Raw genomic sequence first — 17,105 nt, 5'->3', positions numbered from 1 at the left:
TTAGAAACCGAAATTAATGACTGAAGGGTCTGAAATTACATGAAAATGCTCATTTCCTTATTTGGTCCGTTTTCGATGATTTTCATCGGTTTATCTATTTTTTCTAATGTCCCTGTTACATTTCTGCTTTTTTACGGTTGGTTATTAACGGGAAGCCTAATTCTAAGAAAATACCTTCCTAAAGGGAGTCCACGTTTATCTGTTATTTCAGGTGTATTCAGTGGGTTTGTTCTTTTTACAGGCATTGTAGGGGCGGTAACCATGCTTCATTCCTTTGTCTTAGATGTGGAGAATATCCAATTACTTTTGGGGAGGTGGAAATTTTCCGGGATCGGTCTTGTACTTGTTTTACTTGTCATTAATCCAATATTGGAAGAAGTTTATTGGCGAGGGGTGATGCATGGATATTTGTTAAGGAGTTTTAAAGAAAGAATTGCTGTTGTATTGACTGCTGGTTTTTATACAATCTATCATTTATTATCTGTCCTGCCATTGTTTGAATGGCCGATGAACATGTTTTCGGTTATCCCTGTATTCCTTGCCGGACTTTTCTGGAGTTACCTGAGAAAAAAGACGGGCTCCTTATTTGCCCCTATCCTCAGTCACGCCATGGCTGACGCCGGCATCTTAACTGTGTACTGGCTTTATATTGTGTGATAGGAAGAAAACATTATTAAAAGATAAAAATCCATACAAGAATAACCGTGATGACAGCCGTGATGGCATAAATGATAGATAGTAATGGGATGCTGGAGTTTTTACCATCATTTTTTAAGCTCTCTATTTCGTCCTCAGAGGTAAGTTCTTTTTCTACTTTCGTCATTTGTTTGGCGACCATCAGCGTTCCTGTGAGCGCAATAACAGAGATTGCAATGATAATTACATAATAAATCGGGCTCATCATCATAGATCCGCTCCTTTTCATTTCTATTATATAAGATGACATAGTTCTAAGCGAAATTTCTGTTTTAGTAGACCTCATTTCCTCCTTTATAATCTGGGATTACAAAGATCCCATCCTTTAAAAGAATGGGATCTTGCTTTTTTATTGCTCGGTTGCTGTAGGTTGAATATCTTGTGGAGTTGCTCGTTTAACGAACAAAGCAATGATAAAACCGACCACTGAAACTCCAAAGGCAATGAAGTAAACGAGTTCGACACCTGCAACCATTGATTGGCTAATAGCCGCTTGAGAACCTGGGTGATCCGCATTGTCTAAGAACAGTTGTCGTCTGGCTGTTAAAATGCTGATAAAGACTGCCACTCCTACAGCACCAGCAACAGGCTGCAACGTATTCATAATGGCAGTGCCGTGTGGATAGAGCTTTTTAGGAAGCTGGTTTAATCCATTCGTCTGAGCAGGCATCATGACCGCGGAGATGGAAAGCATCAACAGTAAATAACTGATAATGATCCGGATGACAGGTGTATCGGCACTGACCTGGCTCAAGGAAAACATGGTGACGGCCAAAATACCTGTTGCTGGAATCATGAGCCATCTCGGACCGAACTTATCAAACAGCTTTCCCATCACCGGTGAGAGCAGTCCGTTTAATAATGCACCTGGAAGCAAAATCAGTCCGGCAGCAGCTGGGGTAAGTTCTAATGGACCTTGCATAAACATTGGTAAAATAATCTCTGAAGAGAACATCGCCATCATAACAATAATGAACAACATAACGGCTAAAGAAAACATCGGGTAACGAAATACACGTACGTCCAGAAGCGGATCGTCAATTTTTAGTTGCCTAAACGTGAAAAGGACAAGGGCGATGATCCCCGCAAAGATCGATGAATAGACGTGAGGCTGAAGAAACCCGGCTTCTCCTTCTCCGGCAAAACTGAAGCCAAGAACGATCCCGCCAAATCCTACTGTAGAAAGTAAAATGGAAATGACATCGACCTTCGGCTTCGTAACTTCTCCAACATTTTTTAAGTATTTCCATCCGAATGCAATGGAAAATAGAGCAAACGGGATGACCGTTATGAATAAATAGCGCCAGCCGAGGTGTTCTACAATAACTCCTGAAAGTGTCGGGCCGATAGCAGGAGCGAACATGATTACCATTCCCACAACGCCCATCACAGCACCACGACGTTCTGGCGGAAAGATCAATAGGAATGTATTAAAAATAATAGGGATTAACAGGCCAGTGCCCACTGCCTGGAGCAATCTTCCGGTCAGTAAGACTCCGTAGTTTGGCGCAAGAGCACAGATGGTCGTTCCTAAAGTAAATACGATCATCGTTCCCATGAACATTTGCCTCGTCGTATATGTTTGCAGGAGTAAGGCTGATACAGGAATAAGGACTCCCATCACAAGCATGAAACCTGTTACCATCCATTGAACGATAGGAGCTGTAATATTGAATTGTTCCATTAAGGTCGTTAAAGCAATATTTAGAAGCGTTTCATTTAATATGGCAAAAAAAGCACCAATGATCAGGGAGATCATAATAGGTTTAACATTAAAGTCAGGATCATCAGCCAAAAATTCATAAGTGCTCTTATTAGTTGTATCATCCATGTCAGCCCCTCCAATCTTTGTGTAGTCACAAAGATCATTATAAAGGAAGGAAAAGGGAAGGGGTAGTAAAAAGCAACCCCCTCTCTACAGGCATAAATTCTACATTTTTTCTGGAGTTTCGATACCTAGAAGAGCCAACCCGTCTTTTAATACAATTGTAAAGGCATAGACCAATGTTAATTTTGCATTCAGATTATCACTCTCCAATATCTTCGACTCCGCATAATATTTATTGAATGCTTTGGCTAGGTCAAGAAGGTATTTAGCGATTTTTGATGGATCATAATTGGCGTAAGATTCTTTAACCACATACGGATACTCTCGAATTAATTTTACTAACGGCCAAGTCAGTGAATCACCAAGCTCTGTTGAAGTTACTTCATGATCAAAATTCCCTTTTGTAAGGAGAGAGCTGGCACGTACATAAGCGTATTGTAAGTAAGGGGCTGTGTTTCCTTCGAAGGTGAGCATGTCATCAAGTGAGAACTCAACGTCATTGCGTCGGTCGTGTTTTAAATCATGAAAGATGACAGCTCCCACACCAACTTGCTTTGCGACTTCCGATTTATCTTTCAGAGAAGGACTCTTCTCTTCTATATTGATAGAGGCTTTTTGGACAGCTTCCTTGAGAACCTCCTCAAGTAATATGGTTTTCCCTTGGCGGGTAGACATCTTCTTCCCATCCTTCAACATCATGCCAAAAGGGATGTGCTTAACATTTTTCGCCCATGAAAAGCCCATTTTCTCTAATACACGCTTTACTTGCTGAAAGTGCAGGGTTTGCTCGTGACCGACAACGTATAAGGCTTCATCGAATTGATAGGACTGGAAACGATCGATGGCTGCTGTAAGGTCACGAGTCGCATAGATGGTCGTTCCATTACTTTTTCGAATGAGGCAGGGAGGAAGGTTTTCTTGGTCAAGGCGTACTACCTGAGCACCTTCTGATTCTTCCAATAATCCTTTTTCCTTCAGTAAATCAAAGGTAGGTTCCATTTTATTGTTATAGTACGCTTCCCCCCGTGTCAGATCGAAAGAAATACCGAGAAGTTCATAGATTTTATTAAACTCCTCTAACGATACTTCCTTGAACCATTTCCATAGTTGAAGAGCTTCAGGGTCCTGCTGTTCAAGTTTTTTAAACCAATCTCTTCCTTCTTCTACAAGTGAAGGATTCTCGCTTGCTGCTTCATGGAACTTCACGTAAATTTTCGTCAGTTGTTTGAGGGGGTTGGCTTTAATCTTCTGTTCATCCCCCCATTTATTGTAGGCTGCCAGGAGTTTTCCAAACTGGGTACCGTAATCTCCAATATAATTGATTTTTATCGTCTCATAACCACATTTCTTTGCTAAATTGGCGATGGCATTTCCAATAACGGTTGAGCGTAGGTGTCCCATCGAAAAAGGTTTGGCTATGTTTGGAGCAGACATGTCGAGTACAATGGTTTTTCCATCACCGAAATCATGATGACCGTAGAGAGAGGGGTCTGTCAGAACTTGCTTGAGTGTATGATCCGTAACGAAAGACTGATTCAGAAAAACATTCAAATACCCTCCATTTGATTTAGCATCTGAGAAGACATCGTGTTTGATCTTTGGAGCAAGTTCAGCAGCAATATCTGAAGGGCTCTTGCGAAAAGTTTTTGCTAACTGGAAACACGGAAAGGCGAGATCTCCTAAACTGGCTTGTTTCGGTGTTTCTATTTGTTCATAGATCCATTCTCGAGTAAAGGTTTCTCCTAATAAATGAGATAATTGTAAAGCGAAGATATGCTTTTCCATAATACTCCTCCTATTCATTGGGGTGTGGAATTTAACGGGGGTGCAGAGACTGATCTAGCATAAAAATAAAAAACCCCGTCTCCATGTAAGAGACGAGGTTTGTGCTCGCGGTACCACTCTTCTAGCTAAAAAGCCGCTTGGTTTTTGGTAACGGGGATCCCCGGCCATACCTACTTAACGTTCGGCATGGCTTCTCAAAAGTCCGGTTCACTATTGGGAATCGTATCAGGCTTTCACCTTCCCTGACTCGCTGTCCGTTCCACATTAGCTACTCTCTTTTTCTTAGAATTTAAGATATTTGAAAAGATTATAGCGGAAGGTAAAAGGATTTGCAAGTCTCATTAAGGAATAAATAGCAAGGTATATGGAAAAATAGCAGCGTTGAGTATTAATAGATGTTTCTTCCTATATATAAGCAAATAGGAGGATGAAAGAGAATTTCATTGCTACAATAAGAACATCATAATAGAGAGGTGATCTTAATGAAATCCGTTCACTCCATAGAAGAAGCACAATCTTTTGTTGACGATGAAATTTTATCTATTCTCTATATTTCTCAACCAAATTGCTCTGTCTGTCATGCTCTTCTTCCACAAATAAAAGAACTATTAGAGGATTACCCAAACATTTCATCCAGACATATTGATGCTCATGAAGTTCCAGAGGTCGCAGGGGAGTACTCGGTTATGACGGTGCCCGCTGTTTTACTCTTTTCAGAAGGGAAAGAACTTTACCGTAAAGCGAGATTTGTTCCGATTGGAGAATTGAATCATCAATTAGCGAAGTACAATCATTTCATTAATGAAGGGTGACGATAAACCATGCTGGTCAAATTGTGATCAGCATGGTTTTTATATTCAACTATATAGCAGGATAGTTGAATACTCGATTTCGAGGTACTGTGGGCTTTCCGTTGCCCAAAGTAAATTTGGAGGTCCGAGAAATCACTCGCTTTCCGTGGGCATGTGCTGAGCCTCCTCGAGCTAGAGCTCTCCGGGGTCTCACCTATCATGTTCATCCCACAGGAGTCTCTCGATTTCTCGGACCTCCTTACCGCTGTTGGGAAGAACGGAAACGTTATTGTTAATCTGTAATTTTGGAAATCAGAGCTTCCTTACTCCTGTTAAATGGGGCCGTTCCTTACACTATAGATGGGTTGGATGGAAAACGGCGAGACTCCCGTGGGAGAAGGACTTAGGCGAGACCCCACTGAGAGCGTAGCGAGCGAGGAGGCTCGCCAGTTCCCCCGCAGGAAAGCGAGTTGTTTTCCAGCCAACCTTACGCTTATTACACATCTGCCCCGAGAATATCTCGAATTTAAGTCTTCTGGATAAGGAGGCTTTTGTTAAAGAGTGGATATGCATGGTATCAATTTTTATATAAAGTACCTGAAACCGCTTCATGACAAACTTTCAGAACATTTAGTCTTTTCCCTCTATTGGGGTAAATCCGCCAATTCATAAAAATTGAACCTCCAAATATTTTCCTGAGACACAATTATTTGCGATGAGACGTCCTCATGTGGAAATATCTCGCGCTGAAACCGTTTACACTAACTAATTGGCTCTTATAGACCCGACTTGCAAAAAAGCCCTTGAATCAATTTTTGCCAGTGTTATGATGATTAACGTCATTGAAAAAGCGAACAAAAAACGCGAACAAAAAATCCGAACGGGAGAGATGAACCCAATATGATCACTCAAAAGATTGCTTTTCTAGGTGCAGGCTCTATGGCTGAAGCGATGATTTCAGGAATGGTTGAATCAGGAAACATTCCAGCAGAAAATATCATCGTAACCAATCGAAGTAATCAAGATCGATTAAATGAAATTAACTATAAATACGGCGTACGTACAGTATTAAAAGATGAATTGGACTTTTCAGAAGTTGATCAGTTTATCCTTGCGATGAAACCTAAAGACATCGACGCTGTACTTGCCGACTTAAAAGATAAACTACAACCGAATCAAGTACTTGTTTCTGTATTAGCAGGAATTTCTACTTCTTATATGGAAGACCGCTTAAACATTGGTCAGCAAGTGATTCGTGTTATGCCGAACACATCCAGCATGTTAAGAGAATCCGCTACGGCGATCAGCCCTGGCCGATTTGCAGATATGGATAACGTGTTAGTGGCTAAACAATTACTTCAAGCCATTGGTGAAGTATTTGTCATTGAAGAAGATAAAATGGATGTTTTCACAGGAATCGCTGGAAGCGGACCGGCTTATTTCTATTATTTAATGGAGCACATCGAAGAAACAGGCCGTGCAGAAGGCATGGATCGTGAAACATTACGTGAAATTGGAGCGCAAACGCTGCTTGGTGCAGCAAAAATGATGCTCGAACGTGATGAAAGCCCAACGGAATTAAGAGAGAATGTAACGTCTCCCAATGGAACGACAGCAGCTGGACTAGACGCTCTTGATCAAAATGGCGGAGGCCAGGCAATCTCAGCAGCAATAAAAGGTGCAGCAAGCCGTTCTAAGGAACTGAGTAAAGAACTTGAAGGACTACTTGTCGGTAGTAAATAAATATAAATGAACGTTATTACATGTGAAGCGAAAAAGTTAAATAGGAGTGATATGTTGAGTAATGATAAAAAAAGGGTAGTAATTAAAATAGGGAGCAGTTCCCTGACAAGCGCGCATGGTGAGATTAGTCGCCGTAAGTTAGAAAAATTAGTAGATGAAGTCGTCCGCTTAAAAGACGACGGCCACGAAGTTTTACTTGTATCCTCAGGAGCTGTGGCGGCAGGCTATCGCCGTCTAGGCTGCCTAGAACGCCCAGAAGCATTGCCTGAAAAACAGGCCGCTGCTTCCATTGGTCAAGGATTGTTGATGGAATCTTATTCCGATCTATTCTTGTCTCATGGCTATAACGGATCTCAAATCTTAATTACACGCAGTGATTTTTCCGACGAAGCTCGATACAACAATGCGCGTAATACCATCAACGTATTGCTCGAACGCGGAATTATCCCAATCGTCAATGAGAATGATACGATCACGATCGATCGTCTTAAGTTCGGTGATAACGACACGTTGTCTGCGAAAGTAGCTGGACTAGTCGATGCTGATCAGCTGATTATTCTATCTGATATTGACGGACTTTATGATGACGATCCAAGAAAAAATGAGGATGCACAGCTACTTGATCAAGTCCACGAAATCACCCCAGAAATCGAAGCAGCAGCTGGTGATCCAGGAAGTGCTGTCGGAACGGGCGGTATGAAGTCCAAAATCGACGCCTTCAAAATTGCGATGGCATCCGGAATATCTTCCTTCCTAGGGAAAGCCGGCACAGATGATATCGTTTATGATGCTGTGTACCACAATGCTACTGGAACGTATTTTGAAACCAAACCTGAACATGAAAACCTTGACCAGAAAAAACAGTGGATCGCATTTAATTCCGGTCCTGAAGGTGAAGTCATTATCGATCACCGTGCGAAGGAATCCATTGTAGAAATGAAGAAGAGCTTACTGCCAATGAACGTCCATCACGTAAAAGGACGCTTCAAAAAAGGTGCCGTTGTGCGTATCCATGACCTTCAAGGCGAAGAAATTGGTCTTGGTGTTGTAAACTATTCTTCTGAAGAAATGAAAGAAATGATCGGATTAACTGAACCAGAACTTGAATCTTACGAAAAAGCCGCGATCGAACGTAAAGATTTTGTTTGTCACCTAGAAGTATCCATGCCTGTAGGCGTATAAAATACTCAAGGAGGTCTTTGATGACACTAATTAAAAATGATGTGAATGTGGAAGCACGAGCTATTGAGGCGAAGAAAGCTTCCAAGAAACTAATAATCCTTTCAAAAGAAGAGAAAAACCAAGCACTTCTGCACCTTGCTGATGTACTTGAGCGTGAATATGAAACGATCCTTGCCGCTAATGAAAAAGACTTGGCAAACGGCCGTGAGAAAGGGTTCACGGATGCATTCATGGATCGTCTATCTCTTTCAAAAGAGCGTATTGCTGAATTCGCTCAAGGTTTGCGAGAGGTCGCAGAACTAGAAGACCCGACTGGCCAAGTAATTTCTGATTGGACGTTGGAGAACGATCTACAAGTCCAAAAAGTAACGGTTCCTCTAGGCGTCATTGGCATGATTTATGAAGCACGCCCGAACGTAACCGTTGATGCGACAGGTTTAGCTCTTAAATCAGGTAATGCTATTGTCTTAAAAGGCGGTTCTTCTGCGATCAACTCTAACCAGGCGATTGTTGAAGTCATGCACCGTGGTCTAGAGGGAACTAAGATTCCGAAAGAAGCTGTCCAATTCATCGCTTCTACAGACCGTGCTGCAACCAATGAACTATTCACGATGAAAGAGCATATCGACGTGCTTATTCCTCGTGGAGGCGGCAAGCTGATCCAGGCGGTCGTTGAGAATGCAACCGTTCCTGTTCTTGAAACAGGAGTAGGAAATTGCCACATCTATGTAGATAAAGATGCAGATGTTGAAAAAGCAATCAGCATTCTTGTCAATGCAAAAACAGACCGTCCAGCGGTATGTAACGCTGCGGAAACTCTGGTCGTGCATAAAGACTGGTTAGCTGCTCATAGTGACGAACTAATTGCAGCACTAAAAGAAAACCATATCAATGTTCACGGCGACGAGCGTGCTCTTGAAGTAATTCCTGGAGCTGTTCTTGCTGGGGAAGAAGATTGGAAGAATGAATATCTAAGTACAGATATCGCTGTAAAAGTAGTAGATAACCTAACCGATGCGATCACTCATATTGAAACGTATGGTACGAAACACTCTGAAGCAATCGTTACTGAAAATAGTGAAGCGGCAGAGAAATTCATGGCACTTGTTGATGCTGCTGCCATTTATCACAATGCATCCACACGTTTTACTGACGGTGGTGCGCTAGGATTCGGTGCTGAAATCGGTATTTCCACACAAAAACTTCATGCGCGTGGACCAATGGGTCTTCCAGCGTTAACGACTGTGAAGTTCTTGATGAAGGGAACTGGCCAAATTCGATAAATTAGACGGATAGAAGGGAAACTCTGAGGAGTTTCCCTTCTTTTTTTCTGTTTTGGTTAGGTGGGAAGAGAGAGATAGGGCCCTAACTAGCAGGTATAACGCCCTTACGTAATCCAATAGCTCCCTAACACACTATATTAACGCCCTAACGCAGGAGAGTAACGTCCTAACTATGGGGAATAGCGCCCTATCTTTAAAAGAGCTTATAAATTTATTGTATATTTTTTAGCGTTTGTATTGCTGTCGTTAGGGATGCAACTTTCTTTTAAAAGTCTACGAGTCACTTTAACAGAGTTAATCTGTGCAAAATTCCTAAACTCAGCATTTGTAATTTCCTTACCAAGCAACAACTGATAATCTCTCAACGCTCCTAAATGAGCATCCATAGATTTCCCTCCGCACCCACTGCATCTCCAATGATCACGTTTTCTTTCCATTTTGAATAGAGAACACTGTGGACATTGTACTCCTAAAGTTAATTCACCCGTTTTCAATTCATAGCGCTCCATCAAAGATGATTTATAAGGTATATGCTCCATTTTGAAGCGGTACACAAGCCGTTACTTCTTCCTCGTCCAATACCACCTCAGTAAAATTTCTTCTCATCTCTTCTACTCTCGAAATCAAGTTTTTAGGTCTTACTATTCTCTTTATTAAATAGAAAGAGTCTTTGCCAAAAGTTTCGATCGCAGTTTTGGGGCTTGCTACGACAATAAGGGGGGAAATGGGAATTTCGGGGAAACCGAATAAACCCAGCCAGCGGGAAAGATGACGAGTCTGATGCTCCACTTGTAAAAAAGGGTCTGGGAAAAGGTCTTTTACTCCGTTAAATTTGCGGAAAAGCTGGTGATGGTCGAAATCAAATATCAACTCACCTCTATAATTCTTTACTTCTAAGATGATAAGTAGCTCCGGTGGACAATTAGAGCATCCATTTGAAAATGCTGAATTCCATCAAAAAGCCGAACGTCATGGAGGGGGGAGGTGAACTGTGGGGGTAGCGAAGATAGTGGTCTGTGTTCGTTTCGCCATAGTATCCTGCCGATTGTTTAAGGAACTGTTCATGAATTTCATTACGTTGAGAGGGCTCAAGTGGAAGGCTGTTCAGTAGGGTTTCGAGTTGAAGGTGTTCTTCTGTTTTATGACGAACGATACTGTTCAAGGACTCATACTCCTTATTGTAGTTTTTTCCTGTTTATTATATCATGTTGTAATCTTTATTTTTAAAAAGGAGGAGGAAAATGAGACAAATAGAGGCAGTAGATCAGATAACCAAAAGCCTTCAAGAGGATGAGAGAGTTAAGGCTGTTTTTTTGAAAGGTTCGATGGGGAGAAAAGAGGACGATGAGCACTCTGATGTGGATCTATACTGTTTGGTAGCAGAGGATGAAGTTCAAGAATTCTTAAAAGACAGAAAACGTCATGTAGAGGCGTATCGGGACGTTATCTTTTATGACGATATTTTTATTATTGCTCCTCAGATCATTGCGGTATATGATAATTTACTTCACCTTGATCTGTTTACAGTAACGGAAGATACCTTGATTCATAAAGACTATTTTCGTGTAATTTATGATCCGGAAGGACGGATGGAAAAATACAAAGATAAGCAGCATTTACAATTAAGTGAGCAAGATTTTATTGACGCTGTAGATGATGCAGCTTTTTTTCTACTGCAATATAAAAAAGCAGCGGATCGTGGAAATGATATTTGGGCCGTCAAAGTATTGAATGACCTTCTCATTAACCTAGCTCAAATTCTTCTTCAACGGTACTCCCCTGATCGAGCTCAACTTGGATTGAAGACCCTGGACCGAACCCTCCCAGAGGAAATTACAGATCGTATCCGGCATATCTACCTGAAGACCACCCCAGATGAACATCCTGAAGCCATACTCATCTTCACTGCCGTTTTGAGTGATCAGGAGCATTGGATAGAGAAGAATCTTCCTAAGCTTGAGTACACACTCCCGTTTTTAAAAAGAATGATAAAAGAATTTCAAAAGAAATAAACCCTCTAGTCAAAGAGGGTTTGTTTTAGTTCGGCAGGGAAAAAGCTTTGGCAAGCGTGGGAGTAATTGATATATTTCCAAAATCGATCCCCAAATGGACAGCCGTATGAGCTATTTCTGGTCGAATACCTGACATCGTGGTTTCGACACCGATTAGTTTCAAGGCATTAATTAATTGGAAAATTTGTTGAGCTACCATTGTATCTACAAGGTAGACGCCGGATAAGTCGATGTATAGATGATTGGTATTCTTTTCTGTACATTTGGCCAGTGTATTTTCGAGAATCGAACTTGCTCTAAACGTATCGATTTCTCCTACTAAAGGCAGGAGCGCTTTTCCATTGGATAAATCGATGACAGGTGAACTTAACTCATTAATCGTATTCTCCTGTTCGTCAATCCGTTTATTTAGGTGATTGTGTTTTTCTTCTACTACACGTGTCATAACGACATCGATAGCTTCAATAATAACAGTCTTCCATAGGTCGATCTTATTCTGTCTTACTAATTTGGTCTGGTTTTGTATAAATTCATCAATGAAAACCATATATTGGTTCCTTACTCGTATGAACTCTCTCATAATTAGGTGAGTAGGAGTATTTAAATGTTCCGGATCACTAGCTACATTCATGATCCACTCATCAAATTCTTGGAAAAAACTACTTTTTTCCATAACGAATACTTTACAAAGATGCTGATGAAATTCAAAGTTTTGTGCTTTTAGTGTTCGAATGACTTCTGGGTCGTTGGAAGCATACACTCCTCCCCCTGTTTTATCCAGAGATTCATACCATTCTTCAGTCAATTGTTCAGCCTTATCTAACAAAAAATCATGCAATTCTTTATTTCTCTGCATAATAAAAACTCCTCTCAAATCTAACCTATTCCCTGTTTTTTTCTATATTAAAACAAAACTCCCTATAACCATAAGGAATATATCACGTATCCTTATATTTCCAATCGAAAAAAGAAGGATATTGAAGATATTTGCCGAATAAATGAATATTAATACTGGAGGGGATGAGAATGGGTGTAAGAAACGTTTTGCTTGAGCAACTAGCTGCGATTTATGACGAAAACAGTTGGTTCGTTTGCTTTAATTTTGCTGTCAAAGACTTGACGGAATATCAAGCTCAGGTTAAACCGGACGATCATACCAACTCCATTGCAGAGCTTGTCCATCATCTTTACTTCTACAACTATCGCTACCTATGCAGGTTTCGAGGTGAGGAAGTTCAGGAGCTGCCCCGCCATTATAACACGTTTCAAAATCACGATGGAGGAGACTGGAATCAAACGATCCGGAACTACCAAAAAGTTATGGCCGGCTTCCGCAGACAAATCTATTTATCTAGTGAAGAAAAACTTGAGAAATGGTCCGAAACACTCGCACATCTATTTATTCATAATGCCTATCATATTGGCCAAATCGTCCACATAAGGAAACAGTTCGGTACATGGAGTTCATCTCCTGTCGTACGAGGGTAGACAATAATGGAGACTAAAAACCCAGAGGCTAAAAGAGCACTCTGGGTTTTATAAGCAGAAGTTTAGTCGTGTGCTGGCGCCTGAGATGGATATGGTTCTGGAGTAGTTGGCGATAAGCAGCTAATGCCGCAGAAGCAATCTAGGTCGACTGTGATACACACACCTGTTTCATAGAATCCTGGAGCCATATCTAGGAAATCACATACTCCACCTTTTTTCCCTCTGCTACTGCAAGAGTTTCCACCATTAATAGGAATCAAAAGCTCAAGTTTGACGCAATCTTTGCTATCGTCTACGAATTTTTTAGCTCTGAAAAATGGAGATTCCAAGCATTGATACATATTATTAGCAAATCTTGCACCGCTCCCAATGAAAGGCTTGCAGTCTTTACAAATAAGTGTAAATGGAATCGTCGTGTCTCCCATTCCTGCACCAGCAGGTGAAAGAAGGTCGCGAATAGAACGCTCACAGCTCACATCACAACAGTGATCGCGCTCAGCAACTTCATCCTGTGCAGCGATAATCTTTTTAATTGTGTCACGTACACATTCGCTGCCTTTTCCTTTAGAACAAGAACCCATTTGAAAAATCTCTCCTTTGTTAGTTGTTCCCTATAATTTATGTGAAGTCTATAAGTATGCTTGTATAAGAGTCTATTTTCTAGAAAGTTTAGAAACGTCTAAGCTGAAAAATAGACGAATGAGTACGGGCATCTGCCAAGTCAAAAAGCTCTATAAGGACATATTCTAAACTATCTATAACATCTCAGTTATAGAATCACGGCTTCCCACAGCTGTGAAATTTTCCCTGGCATTAGGCGTTAGCTCACCTTAGCGCCTATTTTTATCTCCTATTCTAATCTTCATTAACATGAAAAAAGGCTGACTGGCAGCTTTGCCAGTCAGCCTTTTTCCTTATCTCTTCTTCTTGTTGAACGTTTTATCTTTTAAGCTCTTAAATGCTTTGGAAGACGAGTCTACAGTCTTACCTATAGCTTCTGAGCCTTTTTCAGAGGCCTTCTTTACAATGTTTCCAGATGAATCAATCGTTTTGCCAATCAATCCACCCTCACCCGTAATAGACTTTATGATCTTACCAGAAGTGTCTACGGTGTTGTGAACAAGATCATTGGCTTCTTTAGACACACCTTTAATAAAACCTTTTTCTTTTTTATTCGAAAATGAGTTGGATCCGTTGTGATTTTCGCTCATGATGTCGATCTCCTCCCTGGAAATTATTTGCTACATTCCATACCTATGTATTTGTGGGCTTTTTATGAGAAATTGTAATTATAAAACTGAATGATCACTCATTTTTTGTTGAATTTTCAGAATTATCCATATAGAATAAGATTACATACTATCCGGTATGTTTTAGGAGAAAGGAGGAAGAATGTGAATTTTGATCACTCTGATAATGTAAAAAGATATGAGCAGAAAATTCATTCTTTTATGGAGGAAAACATCTTTCCCAATGAAAAAGTTTATGAGCAACAATTGAATAAACAAGAATCCCGCTGGTCAGACGTTCCACCGATCTTGGAAGAATTAAAGGCTAAGGCACGTGAAGAAGGTTTATGGAATTTATTTTTGCCAGACGATACATATGGAGCTGGATTGACCAATTTAGAATATGCACCGTTGTGTGAGTGGATGGGGCGTTCGCTGATAGGCCCTGAGGTGTTTAATTGCAATGCGCCCGATACTGGAAACATGGAAGTACTAGCCCGGTATGGAAGTGAAGAACAGAAAAAACAATGGCTTGAGCCTTTATTAAATGGTGAGATTCGTTCTTGCTTTTCAATGACGGAACCGGATGTAGCTTCCTCAGATGCGACCAACATAGAAGCACGGGTTGAAAGGCAAGGAGACGAGTATGTGATAAATGGCCGAAAATGGTGGTCCTCGGGAGCTGGTGATCCACGGTGTAAGATGGCGATTTTTATGGGAAAAACAGATCCGGAAGCTCCTAAATATGACCAACAATCGATGGTCATCGTGCCACTCGATACTCCTGGGGTTACGATCAAGCGGATGCTGCCTGTTTTCGGATATGACCATGCCCCTCACGGACATGCGGAAATTGACTTTGAAAATGTCAGAGTTCCTCTAAGCAATATCATTTGGGGCGAAGGGAAAGGGTTTGCTATTGCACAAGGACGTCTCGGTCCTGGGCGTATCCATCACTGCATGCGTTTAATCGGTGCTGCAGAAAGAGCCCTTGAAGATTTGTGTAAGCGCGTACAAAAGCGTGTGGCTTTTCATAAGCCTTTAGCAGAGCAAGGGGTGATCAGAGAATGGATTGCCGATTCAAGGATCGAGCTTGAACAAGCTAGGTTACTCACCTTAAAGGCCGCCCACATGATGGACACTGTTGGAAATACACAGGCGAAAACGGAAATTGCCATGATAAAAGTCGTTGCTCCCAATATGGCTCTAAGGGTCATCGACCGAGCCATCCAGGCTCATGGTGCTGCAGGTGTGAGTGATGACTTCTCATTAGCTGCCCAATGGGCAGGTGCAAGAACGTTGCGACTCGCAGACGGGCCGGATGAAGTTCACCGAAGACAGATTGCCAAACTGGAATTATCTAAATATAAGGAGTGATTGGATGCATGTAAAGCAATTATTTGACCTGACCGGTAAGACCGCAATTGTAACTGGAGGGGGACGCGGACTTGGAGAACAAATTGCAGAAGGGTTGGCAGAGGCTGGGGCGAATGTAGTTCTATGTTCCAGAAAAGTAGAGGCTTGTCAGAAGACAGCTGCCAATCTTGAAGAGGAGCTTGGAGTTCAGACGCTCGCTCTTCGCTGTGATGTCACCAATCCAGAAGATATTCAAGCGGTGGTCGAACAGACTCTCGATCGTTTTAGAACCATCGATATCCTTGTCAATAATAGTGGAGCCACCTGGGGAGCCCCTACCCTGGAAATGCCACTGGAAGCTTTCCAAAAGGTGATGAACGTAAATGTAACAGGGACCTTCCTCATGTCACAAAAAGTTGGAGAAGTAATGGTGGACCAAAAAGCAGGAAAGATCATCAACATAGCTTCTGTCGCCGGGCTTGGCGGCGCGGATCCACGCTTTATGGACACGATTGGCTACAACGCAAGTAAGGGCGCTGTTATTACTTTTACAAAAGATCTGGCCGTTAAGCTGGGACCGGAAAATATCCAAGTAAACGCCTTAGCACCGGGATTTTTCCCAACAAAAATGTCAAAAGTAGTGCTGGAAGAAGGTGGCGATTATATTCTTGACCGTACACCAATGCGCAGGTTCGGATCGAATGAGGATTTAAAAGGAGCCGCGCTTTTTCTAGCTTCAGGCGCTTCAAATTATGTGACAGGTGATGTTTTAGTCGTTGATGGCGGTATGCACGCCAACTGTTAAAAAGGAACCTCAAGGAGGAAGATGATGACAATAAAAAATCTGACCGTAGTAGGGGCAGGGTCTATGGGTCACCAAATTGCGATGCTCGGAGCTCTTGCTGGATATAATACTTATTTGCAGGATATCAATCCAACTTCTTTGGAACAGGCGGAAGTGAAGTTAGCCGCATTAATGGAAAAATGGGTGGAAAAAGGAAAGATAACTTCAGATCAGCTTGAGGAAGCCTTTAGCTCTCTCACGTTCACTACGGATTTAGAGGAAGCAGTAAAAGAAGCGGATTTAGTTATTGAAGCAGTTGTAGAGAAGCTGGAGGTTAAAAGAGAAGTCTTCAATAAGCTTGAGCAATATGCTCCTGCTCACACTGTATTAGCTACGAACTCTTCTACAATTGTCAGTTCATTAATTGCAGATGTGACCAATCGTCCTGAAAAAGTTTGCAATATGCATTTTTTCTTCCCGCCATTAGTGATGGATTGTGTGGAGGTCGTAAAAGGAGAGCACACCTCAGAAGAAACGGCAGACATAGCCATGAAAGTTTGTGATCAGATTAACCGGAAAGCTGTACTTCTTCAAAAAGAGATTTCCGGTTTTATTGCCAATCGAATATTATTCGCCATCCAAAAAGAGGCAATGAGTCTTTATGAGGGAGGATATGCAGATTTTAAAGATATCGACACCATTGTAAGAAAAGCCCTGAGGCACCCGCTCGGTCCGTTTGAACTGATGGACCTGTCTGGAATAGATGTCGGTTATTATGTCATGCAGCAGCAATATGAGGAAACAGGTGATCCAAAAGATAAGCCGTCGAAGACATTAACGGAGAAAATGGAAGCTGGAGAGCTCGGTAGAAAAACGGGGAAAGGCTTTTATTCGTACGAAACAAAAGCGAAAAGCTGAAGGGGGAGTC

19 protein-coding genes and 1 other annotated feature are annotated in these 17,105 nt (G+C 41.6%); of the genes, 10 read left to right on the top strand and 9 right to left on the bottom strand.

What is annotated here, in order from left to right:
- Nucleotides 1-39 precede the first annotated feature (39 nt).
- Nucleotides 40-657 carry a CPBP family intramembrane glutamic endopeptidase gene (locus HM131_RS17040; RefSeq protein ID WP_085030895.1) on the top strand — a complete coding sequence of 206 codons (618 nt, stop codon included), beginning with the start codon at nt 40-42 and terminating at the stop codon, nt 655-657.
- 16 nt (nt 658-673) lie between these two features.
- Here HM131_RS17040 and HM131_RS17035 read toward each other — a convergent pair whose 3' ends face one another.
- From HM131_RS17035 to argS, 3 genes are all read right to left on the bottom strand, one after another.
- Nucleotides 674-907 (bottom strand): hypothetical protein, encoded by a 234-nt coding sequence (locus tag HM131_RS17035; protein ID WP_232324812.1) that lies wholly within the window; start codon nt 905-907, stop codon nt 674-676.
- Between the two features lie 138 nt (nt 908-1,045).
- The gene (locus tag HM131_RS17030) at nt 1,046-2,527 is read right to left on the bottom strand and encodes an MDR family MFS transporter (RefSeq protein ID WP_085030894.1); all 1,482 of its coding nucleotides are present in this window, start codon (nt 2,525-2,527) and stop codon (nt 1,046-1,048) included.
- Between the two features lie 99 nt (nt 2,528-2,626).
- Nucleotides 2,627-4,309, bottom strand: coding sequence for an arginine--tRNA ligase (gene argS / locus HM131_RS17025; protein ID WP_085030893.1), 1,683 nt, complete (start codon nt 4,307-4,309; stop codon nt 2,627-2,629).
- 85 nt (nt 4,310-4,394) lie between these two features.
- Nucleotides 4,395-4,602, bottom strand: a binding site (T-box leader).
- A 189-nt stretch (nt 4,603-4,791) separates the two neighbouring features.
- Here argS and HM131_RS17020 point away from each other — a divergent pair.
- The 4 genes from HM131_RS17020 (at nt 4,792) to HM131_RS17005 (ending at nt 9,308) form a co-directional block, all read left to right on the top strand.
- The gene (locus tag HM131_RS17020; protein WP_085030892.1) at nt 4,792-5,121 is read left to right on the top strand and encodes a thioredoxin family protein; all 330 of its coding nucleotides are present in this window, start codon (nt 4,792-4,794) and stop codon (nt 5,119-5,121) included.
- A gap of 879 nt (nt 5,122-6,000) precedes the next feature.
- Nucleotides 6,001-6,843 (top strand): pyrroline-5-carboxylate reductase, encoded by an 843-nt coding sequence (gene proC, locus HM131_RS17015; protein WP_085030891.1) that lies wholly within the window; start codon nt 6,001-6,003, stop codon nt 6,841-6,843.
- Nucleotides 6,844-6,894: 51 nt separating this feature from the next.
- Entirely contained in the window at nt 6,895-8,025 is a 1,131-nt protein-coding gene (proB, locus tag HM131_RS17010) for a glutamate 5-kinase (protein ID WP_085030890.1), read from the top strand.
- A gap of 20 nt (nt 8,026-8,045) precedes the next feature.
- Nucleotides 8,046-9,308 carry a glutamate-5-semialdehyde dehydrogenase gene (locus HM131_RS17005; protein WP_085030889.1) on the top strand — a complete coding sequence of 421 codons (1,263 nt, stop codon included), beginning with the start codon at nt 8,046-8,048 and terminating at the stop codon, nt 9,306-9,308.
- 203 nt (nt 9,309-9,511) lie between these two features.
- Here the strand turns inward: HM131_RS17005 and HM131_RS21130 are convergent, their stop codons facing one another.
- The 3 genes from HM131_RS21130 to HM131_RS16990 form a co-directional block, all read right to left on the bottom strand.
- Nucleotides 9,512-9,694 (bottom strand): hypothetical protein, encoded by a 183-nt coding sequence (locus tag HM131_RS21130; protein WP_085030888.1) that lies wholly within the window; start codon nt 9,692-9,694, stop codon nt 9,512-9,514.
- Nucleotides 9,695-9,827: 133 nt separating this feature from the next.
- Complete coding sequence (locus tag HM131_RS16995; protein WP_269749135.1) at nt 9,828-10,208, bottom strand: nuclease-related domain-containing protein; 381 nt, start codon at nt 10,206-10,208, stop codon at nt 9,828-9,830.
- A 22-nt stretch (nt 10,209-10,230) separates the two neighbouring features.
- Nucleotides 10,231-10,470 carry a hypothetical protein gene (locus tag HM131_RS16990; RefSeq protein WP_085030886.1) on the bottom strand — a complete coding sequence of 80 codons (240 nt, stop codon included), beginning with the start codon at nt 10,468-10,470 and terminating at the stop codon, nt 10,231-10,233.
- 79 nt (nt 10,471-10,549) lie between these two features.
- On the opposite strand from HM131_RS16990, the gene HM131_RS16985 reads away from it, so the two are divergent.
- Nucleotides 10,550-11,320 carry an aminoglycoside 6-adenylyltransferase gene (locus HM131_RS16985; protein ID WP_085030885.1) on the top strand — a complete coding sequence of 257 codons (771 nt, stop codon included), beginning with the start codon at nt 10,550-10,552 and terminating at the stop codon, nt 11,318-11,320.
- Nucleotides 11,321-11,345: 25 nt separating this feature from the next.
- Here the strand turns inward: HM131_RS16985 and HM131_RS16980 are convergent, their stop codons facing one another.
- The gene (locus HM131_RS16980; protein WP_085030884.1) at nt 11,346-12,176 is read right to left on the bottom strand and encodes an STAS domain-containing protein; all 831 of its coding nucleotides are present in this window, start codon (nt 12,174-12,176) and stop codon (nt 11,346-11,348) included.
- A gap of 170 nt (nt 12,177-12,346) precedes the next feature.
- On the opposite strand from HM131_RS16980, the gene HM131_RS16975 reads away from it, so the two are divergent.
- Nucleotides 12,347-12,808 (top strand): DinB family protein, encoded by a 462-nt coding sequence (locus HM131_RS16975; RefSeq protein WP_085030883.1) that lies wholly within the window; start codon nt 12,347-12,349, stop codon nt 12,806-12,808.
- A 62-nt stretch (nt 12,809-12,870) separates the two neighbouring features.
- Here HM131_RS16975 and HM131_RS16970 read toward each other — a convergent pair whose 3' ends face one another.
- Nucleotides 12,871-13,389 (bottom strand): CotY/CotZ family spore coat protein, encoded by a 519-nt coding sequence (locus tag HM131_RS16970; RefSeq protein ID WP_085030882.1) that lies wholly within the window; start codon nt 13,387-13,389, stop codon nt 12,871-12,873.
- A 333-nt stretch (nt 13,390-13,722) separates the two neighbouring features.
- On the bottom strand, nt 13,723-14,019 hold the full coding sequence (locus HM131_RS16965; protein ID WP_085030881.1) for a hypothetical protein: 297 nt from the start codon (nt 14,017-14,019) through the stop codon (nt 13,723-13,725).
- 183 nt (nt 14,020-14,202) lie between these two features.
- Here HM131_RS16965 and HM131_RS16960 point away from each other — a divergent pair, with 183 nt between their 5' ends.
- From HM131_RS16960 to HM131_RS16950, 3 genes are read left to right on the top strand one after another with little or no spacing between them, the layout of a single operon-like run.
- Complete coding sequence (locus HM131_RS16960) at nt 14,203-15,414, top strand: acyl-CoA dehydrogenase (protein ID WP_085030880.1); 1,212 nt, start codon at nt 14,203-14,205, stop codon at nt 15,412-15,414.
- 4 nt (nt 15,415-15,418) lie between these two features.
- Complete coding sequence (locus tag HM131_RS16955) at nt 15,419-16,198, top strand: SDR family oxidoreductase (protein ID WP_085030879.1); 780 nt, start codon at nt 15,419-15,421, stop codon at nt 16,196-16,198.
- Between the two features lie 21 nt (nt 16,199-16,219).
- Entirely contained in the window at nt 16,220-17,095 is an 876-nt protein-coding gene (locus tag HM131_RS16950; protein ID WP_408607073.1) for a 3-hydroxyacyl-CoA dehydrogenase family protein, read from the top strand.
- Nucleotides 17,096-17,105: the final 10 nt, after the last annotated feature.

The organism is Halobacillus mangrovi, from assembly GCF_002097535.1.
Lineage (GTDB): Bacteria > Bacillota > Bacilli > Bacillales > Halobacillaceae > Halobacillus > Halobacillus mangrovi_A.
This window is presented reverse-complemented; position numbering and strand designations above follow the sequence as displayed.

Bases quoted from the DNA above. Each gene is read 5' to 3' on its own strand.
- HM131_RS16965 (WP_085030881.1), bottom strand. From the start codon at position 14,019: ATGAGCGAAAATCACAACGGATCCAACTCATTTTCGAATAAAAAAGAA.
- HM131_RS17005 (WP_085030889.1), top strand. From the start codon at position 8,046: ATGACACTAATTAAAAATGATGTGAATGTGGAAGCACGAGCTATTGAG.
- HM131_RS16980 (WP_085030884.1), bottom strand. From the start codon at position 12,176: ATGCAGAGAAATAAAGAATTGCATGATTTTTTGTTAGATAAGGCTGAA.
- argS (WP_085030893.1), bottom strand. From the start codon at position 4,309: ATGGAAAAGCATATCTTCGCTTTACAATTATCTCATTTATTAGGAGAA.
- HM131_RS17035 (WP_232324812.1), bottom strand. From the start codon at position 907: ATGATGATGAGCCCGATTTATTATGTAATTATCATTGCAATCTCTGTT.
- HM131_RS17020 (WP_085030892.1), top strand. From the start codon at position 4,792: ATGAAATCCGTTCACTCCATAGAAGAAGCACAATCTTTTGTTGACGAT.
- proB (WP_085030890.1), top strand. From the start codon at position 6,895: ATGTTGAGTAATGATAAAAAAAGGGTAGTAATTAAAATAGGGAGCAGT.
- HM131_RS16955 (WP_085030879.1), top strand. From the start codon at position 15,419: ATGCATGTAAAGCAATTATTTGACCTGACCGGTAAGACCGCAATTGTA.
- proC (WP_085030891.1), top strand. From the start codon at position 6,001: ATGATCACTCAAAAGATTGCTTTTCTAGGTGCAGGCTCTATGGCTGAA.
- HM131_RS16985 (WP_085030885.1), top strand. From the start codon at position 10,550: ATGAGACAAATAGAGGCAGTAGATCAGATAACCAAAAGCCTTCAAGAG.
- HM131_RS16975 (WP_085030883.1), top strand. From the start codon at position 12,347: ATGGGTGTAAGAAACGTTTTGCTTGAGCAACTAGCTGCGATTTATGAC.
- HM131_RS17040 (WP_085030895.1), top strand. From the start codon at position 40: ATGAAAATGCTCATTTCCTTATTTGGTCCGTTTTCGATGATTTTCATC.
- HM131_RS21130 (WP_085030888.1), bottom strand. From the start codon at position 9,694: ATGGATGCTCATTTAGGAGCGTTGAGAGATTATCAGTTGTTGCTTGGT.
- HM131_RS17030 (WP_085030894.1), bottom strand. From the start codon at position 2,527: ATGGATGATACAACTAATAAGAGCACTTATGAATTTTTGGCTGATGAT.
- HM131_RS16970 (WP_085030882.1), bottom strand. From the start codon at position 13,389: ATGGGTTCTTGTTCTAAAGGAAAAGGCAGCGAATGTGTACGTGACACA.
- HM131_RS16950 (WP_408607073.1), top strand. From the start codon at position 16,220: ATGATGACAATAAAAAATCTGACCGTAGTAGGGGCAGGGTCTATGGGT.